The 19,840-nt window shown below is 72.5% G+C and carries 15 protein-coding genes and 2 pseudogenes; 4 read left to right on the forward strand and 13 right to left on the reverse strand.

The window, feature by feature from the left end; all coding sequences use genetic code 11:
• Window positions 1-49: 49 nt before the first annotated feature.
• The 8 genes from AB0E19_RS10175 to AB0E19_RS10210 all read right to left on the reverse strand — a co-directional run bounded on the left by AB0E19_RS10175 (window position 50) and on the right by AB0E19_RS10210 (window position 10,555).
• Window positions 50-1,057 carry a sugar phosphate isomerase/epimerase family protein gene (locus tag AB0E19_RS10175; protein ID WP_362176193.1) on the reverse strand — a complete coding sequence of 336 codons (1,008 nt, stop codon included), beginning with the start codon at window positions 1,055-1,057 and terminating at the stop codon, window positions 50-52.
• Window positions 1,058-1,092: 35 nt separating this feature from the next.
• Window positions 1,093-2,325 (reverse strand): Gfo/Idh/MocA family oxidoreductase, encoded by a 1,233-nt coding sequence (locus AB0E19_RS10180; protein WP_362176196.1) that lies wholly within the window; start codon window positions 2,323-2,325, stop codon window positions 1,093-1,095.
• Between the two features lie 78 nt (window positions 2,326-2,403).
• The gene (locus AB0E19_RS10185; RefSeq protein WP_362176199.1) at window positions 2,404-3,447 is read right to left on the reverse strand and encodes a substrate-binding domain-containing protein; all 1,044 of its coding nucleotides are present in this window, start codon (window positions 3,445-3,447) and stop codon (window positions 2,404-2,406) included.
• Window positions 3,448-3,542: 95 nt separating this feature from the next.
• Window positions 3,543-4,577, reverse strand: coding sequence for an ABC transporter permease (locus AB0E19_RS10190; RefSeq protein WP_362176202.1), 1,035 nt, complete (start codon window positions 4,575-4,577; stop codon window positions 3,543-3,545).
• The gene (locus AB0E19_RS10195) at window positions 4,574-6,103 is read right to left on the reverse strand and encodes a sugar ABC transporter ATP-binding protein (RefSeq protein ID WP_362176205.1); all 1,530 of its coding nucleotides are present in this window, start codon (window positions 6,101-6,103) and stop codon (window positions 4,574-4,576) included. Before AB0E19_RS10195 ends, AB0E19_RS10190 begins: the two co-directional genes overlap by 4 nt.
• A gap of 265 nt (window positions 6,104-6,368) precedes the next feature.
• On the reverse strand, window positions 6,369-7,550 hold the full coding sequence (locus tag AB0E19_RS10200; protein ID WP_362176208.1) for an ROK family transcriptional regulator: 1,182 nt from the start codon (window positions 7,548-7,550) through the stop codon (window positions 6,369-6,371).
• Window positions 7,551-7,872: 322 nt separating this feature from the next.
• The gene (locus AB0E19_RS10205) at window positions 7,873-9,072 is read right to left on the reverse strand and encodes a S8 family peptidase (protein WP_362176211.1); all 1,200 of its coding nucleotides are present in this window, start codon (window positions 9,070-9,072) and stop codon (window positions 7,873-7,875) included.
• A 259-nt stretch (window positions 9,073-9,331) separates the two neighbouring features.
• A complete protein-coding gene (locus tag AB0E19_RS10210) occupies window positions 9,332-10,555 on the reverse strand; it encodes an MFS transporter (protein ID WP_362176214.1) in 1,224 nt (407 codons plus the stop codon).
• Between the two features lie 145 nt (window positions 10,556-10,700).
• Between AB0E19_RS10210 and AB0E19_RS10215 the strand changes: the two genes are divergently transcribed.
• Window positions 10,701-11,207, forward strand: coding sequence for a MarR family transcriptional regulator (locus tag AB0E19_RS10215; protein ID WP_362176217.1), 507 nt, complete (start codon window positions 10,701-10,703; stop codon window positions 11,205-11,207).
• Window positions 11,208-11,271: 64 nt separating this feature from the next.
• Here the strand turns inward: AB0E19_RS10215 and AB0E19_RS10220 are convergent.
• From AB0E19_RS10220 to AB0E19_RS10240, 5 genes and pseudogenes are all read right to left on the reverse strand, one after another.
• Window positions 11,272-11,523 (reverse strand): annotated as a pseudogene (locus tag AB0E19_RS10220) (transposase); the annotation flags it as partial.
• Window positions 11,524-11,606: 83 nt separating this feature from the next.
• Window positions 11,607-11,750: pseudogene (locus tag AB0E19_RS10225) on the reverse strand (transposase); the annotation flags it as partial.
• A 73-nt stretch (window positions 11,751-11,823) separates the two neighbouring features.
• Complete coding sequence (locus tag AB0E19_RS10230; RefSeq protein ID WP_362176220.1) at window positions 11,824-12,357, reverse strand: phosphoribosyltransferase family protein; 534 nt, start codon at window positions 12,355-12,357, stop codon at window positions 11,824-11,826.
• A 210-nt stretch (window positions 12,358-12,567) separates the two neighbouring features.
• Window positions 12,568-13,005 carry a DUF2690 domain-containing protein gene (locus AB0E19_RS10235; RefSeq protein WP_362176223.1) on the reverse strand — a complete coding sequence of 146 codons (438 nt, stop codon included), beginning with the start codon at window positions 13,003-13,005 and terminating at the stop codon, window positions 12,568-12,570.
• Between the two features lie 142 nt (window positions 13,006-13,147).
• Entirely contained in the window at window positions 13,148-15,238 is a 2,091-nt protein-coding gene (locus AB0E19_RS10240) for an efflux RND transporter permease subunit (protein WP_362176226.1), read from the reverse strand.
• Between the two features lie 95 nt (window positions 15,239-15,333).
• On the opposite strand from AB0E19_RS10240, the gene AB0E19_RS10245 reads away from it, so the two are divergent.
• From AB0E19_RS10245 to AB0E19_RS10255, 3 genes are all read left to right on the forward strand, one after another.
• Window positions 15,334-15,816, forward strand: a complete 483-nt coding sequence (locus AB0E19_RS10245) for a MarR family winged helix-turn-helix transcriptional regulator (protein ID WP_362176229.1) — start codon at window positions 15,334-15,336, stop codon at window positions 15,814-15,816.
• Between the two features lie 137 nt (window positions 15,817-15,953).
• On the forward strand, window positions 15,954-16,430 hold the full coding sequence (locus AB0E19_RS10250) for a hypothetical protein (protein ID WP_362176232.1): 477 nt from the start codon (window positions 15,954-15,956) through the stop codon (window positions 16,428-16,430).
• A 146-nt stretch (window positions 16,431-16,576) separates the two neighbouring features.
• Entirely contained in the window at window positions 16,577-19,828 is a 3,252-nt protein-coding gene (locus AB0E19_RS10255) for a tetratricopeptide repeat protein (RefSeq protein ID WP_362176235.1), read from the forward strand.
• Window positions 19,829-19,840: the final 12 nt, after the last annotated feature.

Here is a 19,840-nt window from a genome sequence, read left to right on the forward strand (position 1 = left end):
GGCCGGACCGCCCGGTGGCGTCCCGCGCCACCGGGCCTGACCTGCGGTCCTACCGGTCGCCGCCGGAGAACGCCGCGTCGAACGACGCGGCCGGCGGGTCGAAGTCGAACCGCTTCAGATGGGCCAGCGCCTCGGGCGCGCCGGTGAGCCGGTCCATCCCGGCGTCCTCCCACTCGACGGACACGGGGCCCTGGTAGCCGATCGACCGCAGCATGCGGAAGACGTCCTCCCAGGGCACGTCCCCGTGTCCGGCGGAGACGAAGTCCCAGCCGCGGCGCGGATCGCCCCACGGCAGGTGGGAGCCGAGCCGGCCGTTGCGCCCGTCGAGGCGCTTGCGCGCCTCCTTGCAGTCGACGTGGTAGATCCGGTCCCGGAAGTCGTACAGGAAGCCGACGGGGTCGAGGTCCTGCCAGACGAAGTGGCTGGGGTCGAAGTTGAGCCCGAAGGCCGGACGGTGGTCCACCGCCTCCAGGGCGCGGCGCGTCGTCCAGTAGTCGTAGGCGATCTCCCCGGGGTGGACCTCGTGGGCGAAGCGGACCCCCTCGGCGTCGAAGACGTCGAGGACGGGGTTCCACCGCTCGGCGAAGTCCTCGTACCCGCGCTCGATCATCCGTTCCGGCACGGGAGGGAACATGGCCACCAGGTGCCAGATGGAGGAGCCGGTGAAGCCGACGACCGTGTCGACGCCGAAGGCGGCCGCGGCGCGCGCGGTGTCCCGCAGCTCGGCGGCGGCCCGCTGCCGCACGGCCTCGGGCTCGCCGTCGCCCCAGATCCGGGCGGGCAGGATGCCCTGATGGCGTTCGTCGATCGGATGGTCGCAGACCGCCTGTCCCGCCAAGTGGTTCGAGATCGCCCAGCATCTGAGGCCGTACTTGTCGAGCAGGGCGTGCCGGCCCGCCAGGTACGACGGATCGGCGAGGGCCTTGTCGACCTCGAAGTGATCGCCCCAGCAGGCGAGTTCGAGGCCGTCGTAGCCGAAGTCGCGGGCGAGCCGGCAGACCTCCTCCAGCGGCAGGTCGGCCCACTGGCCGGTGAACAGCGTGAACGGACGCGGCATGAAGCCTCCAAACGGCGGTGTGCGGTCGGGGTCCTCTACCGGACCTCGGCCGGCACTTCCTCGACGGGTGTGAAGACGGCGTTCTTCCGTGCGCTCTCCTCGACCGCGGCCAGCACCCGCTGCACCCTCAGCCCGTCGGCGAAGGACGGCGACGGGTCGGTGCCGCCGCCGATCGCGACGACCAGGTCGCGGGCCTGGTGGGTGAAGGTGTGCTCGTAGCCGAGGGTGTGGCCGGGCGGCCACCACGCCTCCAGGTAGGGGTGTTCGGCCTCGGTGACGAGGATCCGCCGGAAGCCCGAGGTGGCGGCGGGCTCGCGGTGGTCGTGGAAGGAGAGCTCGTTGAGCCGCTCCAGGTCGAAGGCGAGCGAGCCCCGCTCCCCGTTGATCTCCAGCCGGAGCTGGTTCTTGCGGCCGGCGGCCATCCGGCTGGCCTCGAAGGAGGCGAGCGCCCCCGAGGCGAGCCGTCCGGTGAAGACGGCCGCGTCGTCCACGGTCACCGGCCCGCGTGGGGCGCCGGCGGCGCTCCGACCGGACGGCGCGGCGAGGCCGGCCGCCGCACCGGCGAGCCGGGGCCGTTCCCGTACGAAGGTCTCCGTCTGGGCGGACACCCCGGTGATCGGCTCCCCCGCCAGGTACTGCGCGAGGTCGACGATGTGCGCCCCGAGGTCGCCGAGCGCCCCCGATCCGGCGTGCTCGCGCTCCAGCCGCCAGGTCAGCGGGAAGTCGGGATCGACCAGCCAGTCCTGGAGGTAGCTCACCCGGACGTGCCGCAGGGTGCCGAGCCGGCCCTCGGCGATGAGCCGGCGTGCGTACGAAAGGGCGGGAACGCGGCGGTAGTTGAAGCCGACCATCGCCACCTGGCCGCGGGCGCGGGCGGCCTCGGCGGCCAGGGCCATCGCCTCGGCCTCGGCCACCGAGTTCGCGAGCGGCTTCTCGCACAGGACGTGCTTGCCGGCCTCAAGGGCCGCGATCGCGATCTCCGCATGGCTGTCCCCCGGGGTGCAGATGTCGACGAGCTGCACGTCGTCCCGGGCGATCAGGGCGCGCCAGTCCGTCTCCGCCGCCGCCCAGCCGTGCCGTCGGGCGGCGTCCCGGACCGCATGCTCGTCCCGGCCCGCGATCGCCGCGAGGACGGGCCGCAGCGGCAGGTCGAACACCCGGCTCACATTGCGCCAGCCCTGTGAGTGCGCGGCGCCCATGAACGCGTATCCCACCATGCCGACGCCGAGTCCGGGCGGCGCGGTCGCGTCACTGTCCCGCTGTTCCATACGGTTCCTCCTGGTCGGAGAGTCACTGACTCGTCGGTGTGCTGCGAGGCCGGGCGTCCCCCGGGAGCCCGGGTCCGGTCAGTTGAAGCCGGTGGGCAGGTAGTCGTCGACGTTGTCCTTGGTGACGACGGCGGAGTAGAGCGTCAGCGAGGAGGGGATCTCCAGCTCCGCGAGGCCGCCCACCCCCTTGCCCTGGCCGAGCGCGCGGGCCAGGTCGATGGCGGACGCGGCCATCGTCGGCGGGTAGAGGACGGTGGCCTTGAGGACGCCGGTGCCGGCCTTGATGGCGTCCATCGCGGACTTGGCCCCGGCGCCGCCCACCATCAGGAAGTCGTCGCGGCCGGCCTGCGCGATGGCGCGGAGGGCGCCGACGCCCTGGTCGTCGTCGTGGTTCCACAGGGCGTCGAAGGCGGGCTGTGCCTGCAGGAGTTGGGCCATCTTGGCCTGGCCGGACTCGACGGTGAAGTCGGCGGCCTGGCGGGCGACCTTGGTGATGTTGGGGTAGTTCTTCAGGGCGTCGTCGAAGCCCTGGGTGCGCTGCCGGGTGAGTTCGAGGTTGTCCAGGCCGGCGAGTTCGACGACCTTGGCGTTCGGCTTGTCCTTGAGCTGTTCGCCGATGTAGGTGCCGGCGTTGAGCCCCATCCCGTAGTTGTCGCCGCCGATCCAGCAGCGGTACGCCTGCGGGGAGGCGAAGACGCGGTCGAGGTTGACGACGGGGATGCCGGCCCGCATCGCCTGGAGGCCGACCTGGGTGAGCGCCTTGCCGTCGGCGGGCAGGATGACGAGGACGTCGACCTTCTTGTTGATGAGGGTCTGCACCTGGCCGATCTGGGCGGCGGTGTCGTTGGAGCCCTCGGTGATCTCCAGGGTGACGTCGGAGTACGTCGCGGCGCGGGACTTGGCGTTCTGGTTGATGGCGTTGAGCCAGCCGTGGTCGGCCTGGGGGCCGGCGAAGCCGATGGTGACGGCCCGGCCGGGCTTGTCGGCGGCGGCCGGGGTGTTGCCGGCCGGCTGTTCCTGCTGCTTGGGCTCGTTGCTGGTGCAGGCGGTCAGCAGGGCTCCGGCGGAGACGGCGGCGGTGCCGAACAGAAGTCCTCTGCGGCTGGGGGCGGTTCGTGACATGGCGGATCAACCCTTCGGCTGGACGGGCGGGGCGGGTCGGCGGAAGGCGGGGCGCGGGGGTGCGGGAAGCGGGACTGCCGGGAGCGGGGCGGCGGTCAGGCGTCGCCGCCGCGCAGGGTGCGGCGCTGGACGAGGACGGCGGCGACGATGATCGCGCCCTTGGCGATCTGCTGGACCGCCGTCTCCAGGTTGTTGAGGGCGAAGATGTTGGTGATGGTCGTGAAGATCAGGACGCCGAGGACGGAGCCGACGATGGTGCCCCGTCCGCCGCTGAGGAGGGTGCCGCCGATGATGGCCGCGGCGATGGCGTCGAGTTCGTACAGGTTGCCGTTGGTGTTCTGGCCCGAACCGGCGAGGACGATCAGCATGAACGCCGCGATCCCGCAGCACAGGCCGGACAGCAGGTACAGGTACAGGCGCTGGCGGCGCACGTCGATGCCCGCGAGCCGGGCCGCTTCCGCGTTGCCGCCGACGGCGACGGTGCGGCGGCCGAACGTGGTCCGGTTGAGCAGCAGCCATCCGACGACGGTCACGGCGGCGAAGACGAGGACGAGGGGCGGGACGCCGAGGACGTAGGCGTCCTTCACCCCCAGGTCCAGGACGTCGGTCACGGTCACCATCTGGGTCCTGCCGTCCGTGATCTGGAGGGCGAGACCGCGGGCGGAGGCCAGCATGGCCAGGGTGGCGATGAACGGCACCATGCCGCCGTACGAGATCAGCAGCCCGTTCACGAGGCCGCAGCCGACTCCGACGAGCACCGCGGTGAAGAGGATGCCCGCGAAGCCGAACTCCTGGGTGGCGACCGTCGTCGCCCACACGGACGCGAGGGCCACGATCGCACCGACCGACAGGTCGATGCCGCCGCTGGTGATGACGAACGTCATGCCGACGGTAACGACGCCGATGACGGAGGCCTGGGTCAGGACGAGCTGGAGGTTGCTGGTGGCGAGGAAGGAGTCGGGCTGGGTGATGCCGCCGACGGCGACGAGGGCGAGCAGGACGCCGAGCAGCGACAGGCTGCGCACGTCCCACCGCATCAGCGCCGGCCGGCGGGTTCCCTCCCTGCCGGTGTCGGAGGTGGCGGCGGACGTCGGCGCGTCCTTCCGCGCGGCGGAGGCCGGCTGCGTCATGGCGTCGGGTTCCCTTCCATCACGAGATCGAGTACGCGGTGCTCGTCGAGCTCCCGGGCCGGCGCCGTGTGCACGACGGAGCCCTCGCGGAGCACCAGCACCCGGTCGGCGAGCCCGAGGACCTCGGGGACCTCGCTGGAGACGAGCAGCACCGCCAGTCCTTCGTCGGCCAGCCGGCGGATCACGGCGTAGAGCTCCGCCCGGGCGCCGATGTCGACGCCCCGGGTCGGCTCGTCGAGGAGCAGCACCTTGCAGCCGCGCAGCAGCCAGCGCGCCAGTACCGCCTTCTGCTGGTTGCCGCCGGACAGCGTCCTGATCGCCGCGTCCGGGTCGTCGGGCCGCAGGGACAGCTCGCGGACCGCCCGGTGCGCCGCGGCGCGCTCGGCACGCCGGTCGAGCCAGCCCGCGCGGGCGTAGCGGGAGAGGGTGGAGACCGAGACGTTGCCGCCGACGGACTCCAGCATCAGCAGGGCCTGCGCCTTGCGTTCCTCGGGGGCCAGTCCGATCCCGGCCCGGACGGCGGCGCGGACGCTGCCCGGGCGCAGCGGGACGCCGTCGACGAGGACACGGCCCGCGTCGGGCTTGCGGGCCCCGTAGATCGTCTCCAGGATCTCGCTGCGGCCGGAGCCGACCAGCCCGGCGAGGCCGACGATCTCGCCGGGCCGCAGGGCGAGGTCGAGGGGGGCGAACTCGCCGCGCCGGGCGAGGCCCTCGACCGTGAGGACGGGGTCGCGGGCGGCGGTCGTGCCGTCGGGGCGGTCGGGGCGCTCGGGGAAGACGTGCTCGACGTTCCGGCCGGTCATCAGGGAGACGATGTCGCGGGTCGGGGTGGTGTCCGCGGGCAGGCCGCCGGCGACGGAGCGGCCGTCCTTCAGGACGGTGACCCGGTCGCCGATGCGGCGGATCTCCTCCAGCCGGTGGGAGATGTACACGACGGCGACGCCGTCCGCGGTGAGTTCCGCGACGATGCGGAAGAGGTTGTCGACCTCGTCGGGGTCGAGAGCGGCGGACGGCTCGTCCATGACGATCAGCCGCACCTCGTGGGAGAGGGCCCGGGCCATCGAGACGATCTGCTGCTGGGCGGCGGACAGTGCGCCGACGAGCCGGCCCGGATCGATCTCCGGGTGCCCGAGGCGCGCCAGGAGCCGCCCTGCGGCGGCGCGGGCCCGGGCGCCGCGCACGACGAACCCGGCGGAGGTCGGCTCGTTCCCGAGGAAGACGTTCTCGGCGACGGACAACCCGGCGACCAGGTCCAACTCCTGGTAGATGGTGGCGATCCCGAGCCGCATGGCCGCGATCGGCGAGGTGAGGCGGACCGGCTCGCCGCCCCAGGCGATCTCGCCGTCGTCGGGCTGGTGGGCTCCGGCGAGGACCTTGATGAGGGTGGACTTGCCGGCGCCGTTCTGGCCGAGGAGGCAGTGGACTTCGCCGGCGTGGACTTCGAGGTCCACGCCGTCCAGGGCGCGGACGCCGGGGAAGGATTTGGTGATGCGGTTCATCGTGAGCAGCGGTGGGCTTGTTGCCATCGGGATCCCCTCGGCGGATGCGGCCGTGAGCGGGCAGGGCGAAGCGGGGCACGGTGAGCGGCGTGGGATGGGAGGGCACGGGCGAAGGGCTCAGGGCCCCACGGCCTCGGACGTGCCGGCGCGTGCGGGGTGAGCGGGCATGGCTGACAGCCACGGGACCGTTGCGTGGTGCGGTGGGTCGGTGGTGCGGTGGCGCTGCCTCCGCGCGGGAAGTGGCCGCTGCCGGAGGAGTGGTGGGGCCGGGCCGGGGAGGGCCCGGCCGGGGTCAGGCCGGTGAGAAGACGTGATCGCTGATGAGGCGGGCCGCGCCGATCACTCCGGCGGTGGGCCCCAACTCCCCGAGGACGATGGGGAGATTGCCGGTCGCGAGCGGCAGCGACTGGCGGTAGACCTGGGTGCGGACGCTGGCCAGCAAGGTGTGGCCGAGCCCGGTGACACCGCCGCCGATGACGACGAGTCCCGGGTTGAAGAAGCTGACGAGCCCGGCGATGACCTGGCCGAGGCGCTGTCCGCCCTCGCGGATGAGCTCCAGGGCCACGGTGTCCCCGGCCGCCGCGGCGGCCGAGACGTCCGCGGCGGTGAGCTCCCCGGTCTCCTCCAGCCGCGCGGCGAGCTGCGCCGAACGGCCCGAGCGCGCCGCGTCCTCCGCGTCGCGGGCCAGCGCCGCGCCGCTGAAGTGCGCCTCCAGGCACCCCAGGTTGCCGCAGGCGCACGCCCGTCCGTCCGGCTGGACCTGGATGTGCCCGATGTCGCCGGCGCTGCCCGTCGTACCGCGGTAGACCTGACCGCCGATCACGATGCCGCAGCCGATACCGGTACCGATCTTGACGCAGAGGTAGTCGCCGACGGAGCGGGCGACGCCGGCGTGCTGCTCCCCCATCGCCATGAGGTTCACGTCGTTGTCGACCATCACCGGACAGCCGAGGTCCTGGCTGAGGGCCTCGCGGACGGGGAAACCGTCCCAGCCGGGCATGATCGGCGGGGCGACGGGCACGCCCTCGGGGAAGCGGACGGGACCGGGGACGCCGATGCCGGCACCGTCGAACCCCTCCGCGACACCCGACGCCTTCAGCTTGTCCGCCAGGGCGAGGACCCGTTCGAAGACGGCGACGGGCCCTTCGCGGACGTCCACGGGCTGGTTCAGGTGTCCCAGGACCTCCAGTTCGGCGTTGGTGACGGCGACGTCGATCGAGGTGGCCCCGATGTCGACGCCCAGGAAGCGCAGCGCCGGGGCGAGCCGGAGGTTGTGCGAGCGGCGTCCGCCGCGCGAGGCGGCGAGCCCGTCCGCGACGACGAGCCCCGTCTCGAGGAGCCGGTCCACCTCGACCGCGAGCTTGGAACGGGACAGGTCCACCAGATCGCCCAGTTGGGCACGGGAGTTGGGGCCTCCGTCGCGCAGGAGGCGCAGCAGTCGCGCCTGGTGCACGTTGGCGGGTCGAGCGGTCATCCGTCTCACGAATCCCTCCCCTCCCCCGCCTCCGGCTGGGGGCCCGGTTGCCTGTCCGCGGCGGCCGATCCGTCGGGCTTTCGAGAGGAACGTAGCAGCGCTCCTCCGAGCTGGGAACTACTTGAGCAGGAAACCGTCACAACTTCTTCCACTCCCGGGACAAAGACTCGTCGCCACGGAGACCGTCGTCACGGAATCGGCCTCTACGGAGACGGTTGCCACGGAGACGGTCGCCACGGAGACGGTTGTCATGGAGACGACGGAACGGCCCCCCTTCCGGAGAAGGGGGGCCGTCACGCGGCGGGAGCCGGAGCGGGGTGGATCAGGGGGCGATCTTCAGGAGCTTGTTGGCGGTGCCGGCGGAGGGGTTCTTGATGGCGTCGGCCGTGGCCGCTCCGGTGAGGGCGGCGGCCGTGTCGGCCGGGGTCGCCTCCGGATGGGCGGCCAGGTACAGGGCGGCGGCACCGGCGACGTGGGGTGCGGCCATGGACGTGCCGGAGATCGTCTTGACCTCGGTGTCACTGCCGTTCCACGCCGAGGTGATCTCGGAGCCCGGAGCGTAGACGTCCACCACCGCGCCGAAGTTCGAGAAGTCCGACTGCTCGTCGTCCTTCGTGCTGGACGCGACGGTGAGGGCTTCGGGGACCCTGGACGGCGAGCCCTGGCCGGCGTCGGAGGACTCGTTGCCGGCGGCGACGGCGAAGGTGATGCCGGCGGCGATGGCGCGCTGGACCGCCGCGTCGAGCGCCTCGTCGGCGCCGCCGCCGAGGCTCATGTTGGCGACGGAGGGGCCGGTGTGGTTCTTCGTTACCCAGTCGATGCCGGCGACGACCTGCTCGGTGGTGCCGGAGCCGTTGTCGTCCAGGACGCGGACGGCCACGATCTTCGCCTTCTTGGCGACGCCGTGGGAGGTGCCGGCGATGGTTCCGGCGACGTGGGTGCCGTGGCCGTTTCCGTCGTCGGCCGAGTCGTCGTTGTCGACGGCGTCGAAGCCGTGGGTCGCCCGGCCGCCGAAGTCCTGGTGCGAGACCCGGACCCCGGTGTCGATGACGTACGCCGTCACGCCCTCCCCGCCACCGTCGGGGTACGTGTACTTCTCGTCGCCGGCGGTGTCGGCCTGGTCGATCCGGTCGAGGCCCCAGGACGGGGGCTTCTCCTGGGTCTCGTTGATGGTGAAGCGCTTGTTCTGGACGACCGTTCCGACGGCGGGGTCGGCCGCGAGCCGCTTGGCCTCCTGGACCGTCAGACCGGAGGCGGAGAAGCCGTTGACCTCCGAGCCGTAGGCCCGGTCGAGCGTGCCACCGTACTTCTTCGCCAGCGCTTCCTTGTTCGCGGATGCGTCGAGGATGACGACGAAGCTGCCGTCGACGGCGCCGGGTGCGCCGAGTCCGTGCACGGTTCCCTCGGCGGGGGCGGACGCGCCGGCGAGGTTGGCGGCGAAGAGCGCCGCGGCGGCGGAGCCTGCCACACCTGTGGCTATGGCTGCGTGACGAAGGCCGCGGGATCGCTTGTGAGTTGCCATGAAGGGAGATCTCTCCTCGTGTTGACGTGTGGGGCGTCAAACGTTCGAGAGAACCTTGTGCGGCTTGGCAGGAGCAAATCAAGTCCCGTCCGTGACGAGACGTTATTCAACAAGGTTTCTTAAAACCGCCTCCGCATCCCCTCCACGACATTCACGCCTCCCACCGCACCCTCCCGCGGGACGCGCACATCCCGCGGGCCCGCTCCGGCCTCCCGAGCGGGCCGGTGCCGCGCGGGAGGCCGTTCGACGGGCGAGGCACTCAGGCGCCGAGGACGGTCAAGGCCGCGATCGCGGGGCCGAACGCGCCACCGAGTTGATAGCCGAGGTTGAACAGGCCGAGCGCCGTGGGGCGTTGGGGCGTGGGCGCACTCTGGACGGCGAGCACGGCCAGGGTGGCCTGACCCGCGCTGGTCGTGAACACGGCCAGGGTCGCGACGGGCAGGAGCAGCGCCGGCCAGGGGGTGAGCAGCGCGAGGAGCGGGGCCAGGGCTCCGGCGGTGAGCAGGATGGCCAGGACGCGAGTGCGGCCGAGCCGGTGCGCGACGACGGCCAGCGCCATGGAGAGGACGGAGCCGGCGAGCAGGGCGCCCAGTTGACCGACGCCGATCGCGGAGGCCGACCAGTCCGTGCGGTCGCGCAGCACCTGCGGGACGGCGAACAGGAGGGTGAAGTACGAGGTCGCGAAGGCGCAGGCGAGCAGGGTGGAGAGGAGGAACGCCCTGGTGCGCAGCAGGGACAGCGGGACGAAGCCGGAGGGGCGGGCCCTGATGTGCAGCGCGAGCAGCACGCCCACGGCGAGGGCGGCGGTCACGGCGGGAAGCGGGAAGCGGGGCACGAGGACGACCGACGTGGCCAGCAGCACGAGCAGGGCCGCACCCCGGCCGTCGAACGGGGTCCTCTCCTTCGGTGGGTCCAGGTCTGCGCGGCGGACGACGGCAGGGAGGGCGAGGAGCGCGACCGCTCCGACAGCGAGGGAGAGGCGCCAGGCGGCGACGTCCGCGAGCACCGAGCCGAGCAGGGGACCGACCGCGCCGAGCACGCCGAATCCCGCCGTGATGACGCCCATCCGGCGGACGGTGCCGGCCAGGCTCATCGCCGCGGTGACCAGACCGGCACCGCCCACCGCCTGCGCCGCGCGCCCGGCCATGGCCAGCGGCAGCCAGGGGGCGGCGACGACCACGGTGCCGGCCACGACCAGGGTCGCGCTGAGCCGGAGGACGGCACGAAGGCCTCGGCGGCGCAGAAGCCCGGCCATCAAGGGGGTGCCGACGGCGATGGCCCAGGCGAACACCGTGACGAGCCAGGTCGCCGTGGCGGTGGGGACGCCGAACGAGCCGGCGATGTCGTCGAGGATCAGGACCGGGCTGTTGGCGCCGGCGGCGAGCGGGGTGGCGAGTAACGCGAGCCAGAGGGCGGGTACGGGGCGCGGCTCCGACGGCGAGGTGGTGGTGGGACGCGGTCGGGCGCGGTCGAGCAGGGACACGGCGGACTCCCGTCAATCAACCTTGATAATCTCAGCGTTGAGATAAAAACAGCCCGAGTCGCTCAACGTCAAGCTTCTTAATGTTGAGAAGATGCCCGTTGAGACGATGTCCGTCGAGATGACGTCCGTTGAGAGGAGTACGCCGATGAGCGACGCCGTGGACGCGATCGTCCGTCAGTGGGCCGAGGAGCGCCCCGACGTGGAAGCAGACCTGTGGCCGGTGGAGTTGTTCGCCCGCGTCCAGCGCCTGAGCCGGGTCGTCGAGAAGTCCGCCAAGGCGGCGGCGGCCGCTCACGGCGTGGAGTACGGCGAGTTCGACGTGCTCACCACGCTCCAGCGCTCGGGCCCGCCCTACGCCCTCACCGCCGGAGCCCTCCTCAAGGCCGCCATGGTCACGTCCGGCGCGATCACCAACCGCATCGACCGGATGGAGGCCAAGGGCCTCGTCGAGCGGATCCGCGACGACGGCGACCGGCGCACGGTCAGGATCCGCCTCACCGACCACGGCCACGCCGTCACCCGCGCCGCCTTCGCCGACCACCTCGCCAACTACGGCCGGCTCCTCGCCGACGTCGACCGCGACCTCGTCGAGAGGACGGGCGACGGCCTGCGCCGGGTACTGGAGACCCTCGGCGACACGAGCATCGAGTAGGCCGTTTCTTCCGGATCGGGCCGGATCAGGGAGCGGCGGGGGCGGCCTGGTAGGCGATCGCGAGTTTGTCTGTTCGTGTGGCCAGGCCGCGCCACTGCTTGAGGTGGTTGATGCACCGCTCGACGCTGTTCCGCTGTTTGTACGCCTCGCTGTCGAAGCCGGGCGGACGGCCACCGAGTCGGCCGCGCCTCAGGCGGTGGCCAACCTGGTCGGACGGCTGTGGAATGACAGCGCGGATGCCTCGCCGCCGCAGGTGGGTCCGGATGGCGCGTGAGGAATACGCACGGTCGGCTGGGACGGCAAAGGGCCGGCATCGGCTGCAGTGAGGACGGCAGCGAGGATGCGTTCCCAGGTTCCATCGGCCGCCCATCCGATCAGGCACTTGTGAGCGGCCCGGAAAGGACCGAGCTCGCCCGGGAGGTCTCGCCACGGCGAACTGGTGCGGTACTTCCATGCGATTGCCTCAAGTGTGCGGCGGTGGCCGGCCCACCGCCGCCCACGAACCGGATCGGCCGGCATCAGCGGCGCGATCCGGTCCCACATCGCATCAGTGATCACTCATCGGACAGGCGCATCCAGTCAACTCACCAACCGGCCAAGCAGATACGGGTGAGGACTACCCGTCCCAAGCCGGAAGTTCGGCAGCGGTGACAATGCTGCGAACGCCCAGGTACGCCCGCCGGGCCGGGGCCGTCTGGTCAACGACGACGGAGCAGCCGGCCCACTGCCCGCCGCACTCTTCGACCATTGACCGCACGGCCGACGCCTGGTTGCCCGTCTCCATCCAGTCGTCGACCAGCAACACCCGGTCCCCGGGGCCCACGGCCGCCCGCTGCAGACGCAGTTCCTGGCGAGTGCCCCGGTAGTCGGGGTCGCTACGACGGGTGGCCTTCTCCCCCGGAAAGATCCCCTCGCCCTTGCGTACGGCGACAAAGCCGACGCCGAGCTCGACAGCCGCTGCGGCGCCGAGCAGGAATCCCCGCGACTCGATGCCGCAGACGGCCGTGACTCCGTCGTCCCGGAACGGCCCGGCCAGGCCGCGGACCACGGCGGCGAGCGCTCCGGGGTCGCGGAAGATCTGCCAGACGTCGGCGTGGCCGCCGATCCACCGGAAGCGGTCGAGGACCAAGGCACGTGCGTGAGACACCATGATCGCGAGTCTGCGGATGGACTGGCAGTCCAGGCAAGCGGATTCCCGTTCGGGGAACACGGACTGACGGGCGCCGCACCACCTTCACCGCGATCCTGATCTGGACCGAAGCTGACCGAAGAGACAGGCCCTAGCCCCCGCCCGGTCGTCGCGGTCGGCCGGCCGCTCGCCGGGAACCGCGACGACCACAGGGCCGGCCGCGCAGGTGACTCAGTACCAGCGGGTGCAGGTCCAGCTTCCGCCCTGCCCGTCGTACTCCTCGACACAGGCCCGGTAGGCGTTGCTCGAACCCACCATCTGCGTGTACGCCTCGTAGGAGGGCGAGGCGTTGGCGACGTACGACCTCCCGCCCCTGATCTCGATCTTGAATCGCCAGCTGCTGTTCGCCTTCTGGATGCGGGCCCACGAGGCGCTGCAGCGCGTGGACGTCCGCAGCTGGACCTCCGGACCGCCACCGGCCGGCTTGATCCGCTTGAGCACGGTCGCGCCGGAGCCGCACCCCTCCTGCTGGGGGTTCTTCCCGGTACAGGCGGCGCCCTTGCACGCGGCGGGTGCCGCCGCCTCCGCGGACAGCGCGGGGGCGAGGAGCAGCGCCGTGGCGAGGGCGACGGAGCCGAGGGACGACAGCAGGGATCGGCGAGTGGCCATGAAGGAGCCTTTCGACACAGGAGAATGCGCACAAAAAGGGTGATCAGCGCATCTGATGTGATCTTGATAGCGATCATGACAGGCCGGTCACAAGCCCACGGGCCTGCGGATCACTCCGGAGAGTGAGTCCTGACCAGGGATTTCATACGTCCGTGTCCGCCCCCGGGACGCCCTCCCTGGCGAGCCGGCTGGGCCACCAGACCTTCGGACCGATGTCGCGCACCAGAGCGGGCACCAGGAGCGACCGCACCACGATCGTGTCGAGGAGGACGCCGAAGGCGACGATGAAGGCGATCTGCGCCAGGAAGGCGAGCGGGATGACGAGGAGCGCCGCGAAGGTCGCCGCGAGAACCACTCCCGCCGAGGTGATCACACCGCCGGTGGCGATCAGCCCGCGCAGCATGCCCTGCCGGGTACCCAGCCGCAGGGTCTCCTCGCGCACCCGGGACATCAGGAAGATGTTGTAGTCGACCCCGAGGGCCACCAGGAACACGAATCCGTACAGGGGTACGGAGGCGTCCGTACCGGAGAAGCCGAAGCCGTGCTCGAAGACCAGCCCCGCGATGCCGAGCGTCGCCAGGTAGTTCAGACCGACGGTGGCGACGAGGAGGAGCGGCAGGAGCAGCGACCGGAGGAGCACGATCAGGATGACGAGGATGATGGCGAGGACGACGGGGATGATCAGGTTCTTGTCGTGCTCCGCGGTGCGCTGCGTGTCGTACTGCTGTGCCGTGTAGCCGCCGACCAGGGCCTCGGCGTCGGTGGCGTGTACGCGCTCGCGCAGGCCCTGGACGGTCCGCTTGGCCGCGTCGCTGTCGGGGGCGTCGGCCAGGGTGGCGTCGATGCGGACCTTGCCGTCGACGACCAGCGGCTGCCCGCCGGGGGTACGGGTGGTCACCTGCGCGTCGGCCACTCCGGGTGTCTCGGCCGCCGCCTGCCGCACCGCGTTCATGCTCACCGCTTCGGTGATGATGACCGCGGGCTGGCCGGAGCCGCCGGGGAAGTGCCGGCCCAGCGTCTGCTGGGCGGCGACGGACGGGGCGTCGTTGACGAAGAGTTCGTCGAGCGGCACGCCCTTCGACTGCAGGGCGGGGAAGAACGCCGCGCCCGCCAGGAGGACGCCGGTGGTGACGATCCACAGCTGTCGGGGGCGGGTGTCGACCCAGTGGGCGACGCGCCGCCAGATGCCGTGACCGCCCGTCCCGGCGTCGGCCGACTTCGGCCTGGCCGGCCAGAACGCGGTCCTGCCCATGAGGGCCAGGACCGCGGGCAGGAACGTCAGTGTCGTGAGGACGGCGCAGACGACGCCGATCGCCCCGACGGGTCCGAGCGCCTTGTTGTTGGTCAGATCGCTGAAGAGGAGGGCCAGGAGGCCCAGGGCGACGGTCGCGGCGCTGGCGGTGACGGCGCCGAAGGATCCCCGGGTGGCGGCCCACGCGGCGGTGACACGGTCACCGCCGGCGGCCAACTCCTCCCGGAAGCGGGCCGTGAGCAGCAGCGCGTAGTCGGTGGCGGCGCCGATGACCAGGATGGACAGGATGCCCTGGACCTGGCCGTCGACACGTACGACGTCGTGGTCGGCGAGTACGTACACGATCGCGCCGGCGACTCCGAGCGCGAAGACCGCGCTGATGATGATCAGGAAGGGCAGAAGGACGCTGCGGTAGACGAGCAGCAGGATGAGCAGGACGGCGACCAGCGCCACGCCGAGCAGGAGCCCGTCGATTCCCGCGAACGCCGCGCCCAGATCCGCCTGGGTCGCCGCGGGCCCGGCGAGTCGGGCCCGGGTGTCCGGCACCTCGGCCGCCGCGCGGTCGACCTCGCCGAGCACTTCTTCGAGCCGGTCCCCCAGGTCGGGTGCGAGGGGCACGACGCCCTGCAGGGCCTTGCCGTCCTCGGAGCGGAAGGCCGGCGAGGGCGCCCCGGCGACGCCTTCGGTGTCCGCCAGCGACCCCAGGGCGGCGGTGGCCGCCCGCTGCTGGGCCTCCGACACGTCGGCGCCGTCGCGCGCGGTCCAGACGACGATGACGGGGATCTCCGGCCGGCTGAAGGCCTTCTGCTGCGTGATCACCTTCGTGGACTCGGCGTTCTGGGGCAGGAAGGCCGCCTGGTCGTTCGTGGAGACCTCGCCGAGCTTGCCCGCGTAGGAGCCGAAGGCTCCTCCGAGGCCGAGCCAGACGGCCACGAGGACGAGGGGGACCAGCCAGCGGACTGGTCGGCGCACGCTGTTCATCGACTCCCTAACGGAGAGCGGGGACAGAGAGAGGGTCGGTCATGACATCTCAACGAGAATGTATCTCAATGATTGAGTAATCTTATACTTGACCTATGCAGCCACCTTCGCCCGACGCCTCCGACCAGCCCAGCGACCTGTTCGCGTACGCCGTCCTGCTGCGCACGCTCCATCGGGAGCTGAACCGGAGCACCCTGGACTTCGCCCACGAGCACGGGCTGCACGCCACGGACATCCACGCCCTCTCCGTCATCATGGATTCCTCCGCCGGCGCCGAAGCGCCCGTCACCCCCACGCGCCTCAGGGAAGAACTGGGCCTGACGTCCGGGGCCGTCACCGCCTGCCTCGACCGGCTGGAACGCTCGGGACACATCAGCCGCGTGCGCGACAGCGCGGACCGCAGGGTCGTCCACGTCGTCTACAACTCCGAGGCCCGCGCTCTGGCGCGCGAGTACTTCAGCCCGCTCGCACGGGCCACCGAGACGGCACGCGGCACGTTCACCCCCGCCGAGCTCACGACGATCGCCTCCTTCCTCCAGGCGCTCAACACCGAACTCGCCGCGGAGCGCAAGGAATGAGGGACGCGACAGGGGGGTGAGGCGGTCTCTTGGCGGAACCGAGGACAGCGGCGGCGCGTATCTGATGGAGTGAGGGGCCGAGGGCGCGGGTGTGGTGCGTGCCCCGATCCGGACCGGTCGTTCACGGGAGGGCGAGCATGCTGGCGGAGGCGATGACGGCGCTGGCCGCGGCCGGGGGCACCGCGGTGGTGCAGGCCGCGGGCACGGACGCGTGGACAGGGGTGCGCGGGCAGGTGGCGCGTTGGTTCGGCCGGGGGAACCCGGAGCGTGAACACGCCGAACTGGAGCGCCTCGACCGGACCGCGGGCGAGCTGGAGACTGCGGCGCCGGCCGAGGTCGAGCGGGTGCGCATCCGTCAGGAGGCGGCGTGGCAGGGCCGGATCCAGGCGCTGCTCGAAGGTCTGGAGGACGCCGAGCGGGACGCGGTCGTGGACGAGCTGACCGCCCTGCGGACGCGGCCGGCCTCCCTCGACGGCGGCGTGTCGGCCGGGCAGGGCGGGGTGGCCGTGGGCGGGAACGTGCTCGTCCAGGCCGACCACTCGTCCGCCGCCGCCCTGGTCATGGGGAACGTGACGCTGGGAAACCCTTCCCGGCCGGGTTCGCACCAGGACTGAGCGCACCCGGTCCCGGCGCGGCCGCGCCGGCCCACCACGTCGGCGGCGTCCACGCCGACCACGGCGGCAGCGCCTTCGGCCACGTCGGACAGGTCCACCACTACGCCGCGCCCCGCGCACCGGCCGCCTGGCCCCACCAGGTCGGCGTGATCCCGCCCCGCGCCCTCTCGTTCCAGCACCGGGCCGAGGTCGACGCGTTGCGGGCCGCGGTCGACAGCGGCGGAACCGCGGTGATCGGCCAGGTCCTGACCGGGACCGGCGGGGTGGGCAAGACGCAGCTGGCCGCCGACTACGCCCGGACCACCTGGGACGGCGGCGGGGTCGACGTCCTCGTGTGGATCAGCGCGAGCAGCCGCTCGGCGATCACCGCCGGCTACGCGCAGGCGGGTGCGGAGGTGCTCGCCGCCGATCCCGGCGACCCCGAGCAGTGCGCGCGGGCGTTCCTGGCCTGGCTGGAGCCGAAGGCCGGTCAGAAGCCGTGCCGGTGGCTCGTCGTCCTGGACGACGTCGTGGATCCGGCCGACGTGCGGGGCTGGTGGCCGCCCGCCAGCCCGCACGGCCGTGTCCTGGTCACCACGCGTCGCCGCGAGGCCGCCCTGACCGGGGCCGGCCGTCGTCCGGTGACCGTGGGCCTGTTCACTCCCGAGGACGCGGCCGTCTACCTCACCGCCGTACTCGCCGCGCACGACCGTCACGAACCGCCCGACCAGATCGCCGGCCTCGCCGCCGACCTGGGCCACCTGCCGCTCGCGCTGGCCCAGGCCGCCGCGTACCTCGTCGACACCGACGTCTCCTGCGCCCGCTACCGCCGACTCCTGGACGACCGGCGCAGGAGACTGGCCGACCTGCTCCCCGAGCCCGGCGCCCTGCCCGACGACCAGGCCGTGACGGTGACGGCTGCCTGGTCCCTGTCCATCGAACACGCCGACCGGCTCCGCCCCGCCGGACTGGCCCGCCCCATGCTCCGCCTCGCCGCCATGCTCGACCCCAACGGCATCCCCGCCGACGTCCTCACCAACCGGCCCGTCCTCGCCCACCTCACCCGCCACCTCCCCCAGGACGCGCGGCCGCCCGTCCACGCCACGGCCGAGGACGCCGAGGGCGCGCTGCGCGCCCTGCACCGGCTCAGCCTGGTCACCTACGCGCCGCACCAGCCCGTCCGGATCCACGGGCTGGTGCAGCGCACCGTGCGGGAGGACCTGCCGCCGGACGTGCTCGCCCACACCGTCCGGGTGGCGGCCGACGCCCTGCTCGACGCGTGGCCGGAGACGGAACGCGACTTCGCCGTCGGCCAGCGGCTTCGCGCCAACACCGAGGCCCTGCGCTCGCACGACGAACACCTGCTGTGGACGGACGACGACGTGCACGAGGTCCTGCTCCGCCTGGGCCAGAGCCTCGGCCGTGCGGGCCTGTACCGGGCCTCCGACGACCACTACCGGGACCTCGCGGCGACCTCGACGCGGAAGTACGGCGCCGCCTCGCGCCGTACCCTCGCCTGCCGCGGCAACGCCCTCGGCTTCCTGAAGTACATCGCCAGCCCCGCGGAGGCCGTGGCCGCGTACACGGAACTCGCCGAGGACTGCGACCGACTCGTCGGACGGGACGACTACTTCACCCTCCGCGCCCGCGGCGACCTCGCCGAGACCCGGGCCCTCGGAGGCGACCCGGCCGGTGCGCTGGCCGACTACGAGGAACTGCTCGTCGACCACCGGCGCGTCGACGGCCCGCACCACCGCCGCACCCTCTCGGTCCGTGCCCGCATCGCGTCCCTGCACGTCGACGCGGGAGACGCGCGGTACGCCGCCGCCCTGTACGAGGAGCTGCTCGACGACTGCCGATCGCACCTCGGGCCCCTCGACGACATGACCCTGGACGTACGCAGGACACTCGCGCAGCTGCGAGGAGAGGCGGGTGATCCCGCCGGGGCCCGCGACCGGTTCGGGGAGCTGCTGGACCAGCACCTGGCGGCGTTCGGGCGCGACGACCACCGCACCCTGGTGGTGCGGCACGATCTGGCCCACTGGCGCGCCGCCGCCGGAGACCCGGCCGGGGCCGCCGCCGAGCTGTCCGACATGATCGACGACGCCGTGCGGGTCCTGGGCCCGCACCACTTCGACGTCGCCCACGCCCGCTTCTCCCTGGGGCTGCTCCGCAGCCAGGCAGGAGACGCGAGCGCGGCGCCGACCGGCATCGACGAGGCCACCCGCCTGCTGGAGCAGGCCTTCGGACCCGACCACCCCTTCGTCATCGGCCACCGCGGCCTGCTCCAGATGTGGCAGCACGGTCTGGCGGAGAGCGATCCGGCCACCGCGGCCGAGGCCGTCGAGGAGATGATCACCTCGCTGACTGCCATCTGGGGCTCCGACCACCCGCAGGTGCTCTTCTTCCGCGGCAGTCTCCTCGGTATCCAGGGCGCGATCGGCGACCCGGGGCGGACAGCCGATGCGGTCGCCGTCCTGCTCGCCGACTGCCGGCGGGCCCTCGGCCCCGAGCACCCCCTGACCCTGACGACCCGCGCGCAACTCGCCGACTGGCGCGGCGAGGCGGGCGACCACGCCCGGGCCGTCGCCGACCTCCGCGTCCTGCGGGAGGACATGGCCCGGGTCCTGGGCCCGCACCATCCGGAGACCCTGCGCACCCGTGAGCTGCTCGCCGCGAAGCTGCACGCGACCGGCGACACCGCCTCGGCCCTCACGGCGTACGAGGACCTGATCACCGTCCACGGCCGGGTACTGGGTCCGGACCACCCGGACACCCTCCGGCTGCGCACCGTCCTCGCCGACCGCCGCGCCGAGGACGCGGAGGCGGACACGATGATCCCGGTCTATCGAGAACTGATCGCGGATCATACGCGCGTCCTGGGCGCCGACCATCCGCGCACGCTGGAGGTACGCGCCCGCCTGCTCGATTGCCGGGCGGAGGCGGGCGACCCGGCAGGGGCGGCCGAGGCGTGCCGCGAGCTGCTCCTCGACTACGAGCGCCTCATGCCACGCGACCACCTCGAGGTCGTGCCCGTCCGCGGCACCTACGCCAAGCTGCTCGCGGACAGCGAGGACTTCACCGGGTCGGCCGCCGTGTACGAGGACCTGGTGTCGGTCGCCCTGCGGATCACCGGCCCGGACCACCTCCTCACGCTCCTGGCCCGTGGCTGCCTGGCCGAGGTGCGGACCCGACGCGACCGGGCCCCGGCCGACGGCCTCGCCGCCTTCGCCGCCCTGCTCGACGACTGCCTCCGTGTCCTGGGCCCCGCCCACGACCTCACCCATGCCACCCGCGCCTTCCGGGACGTCCTGCGCGACAGCGGCCCGGCGGTCCCCTCCACCACCTACGGCGCGCTTCTGGAGCAGTACGCGAAGGCCGAGCGCGCCGGCCGCGCGGCGCCCCCCGGCACCGGCTGAACCCGAACGCAC

The organism is Streptomyces sp. NPDC047974 (assembly GCF_040653375.1).
Taxonomy (GTDB): domain Bacteria; phylum Actinomycetota; class Actinomycetes; order Streptomycetales; family Streptomycetaceae; genus Streptomyces.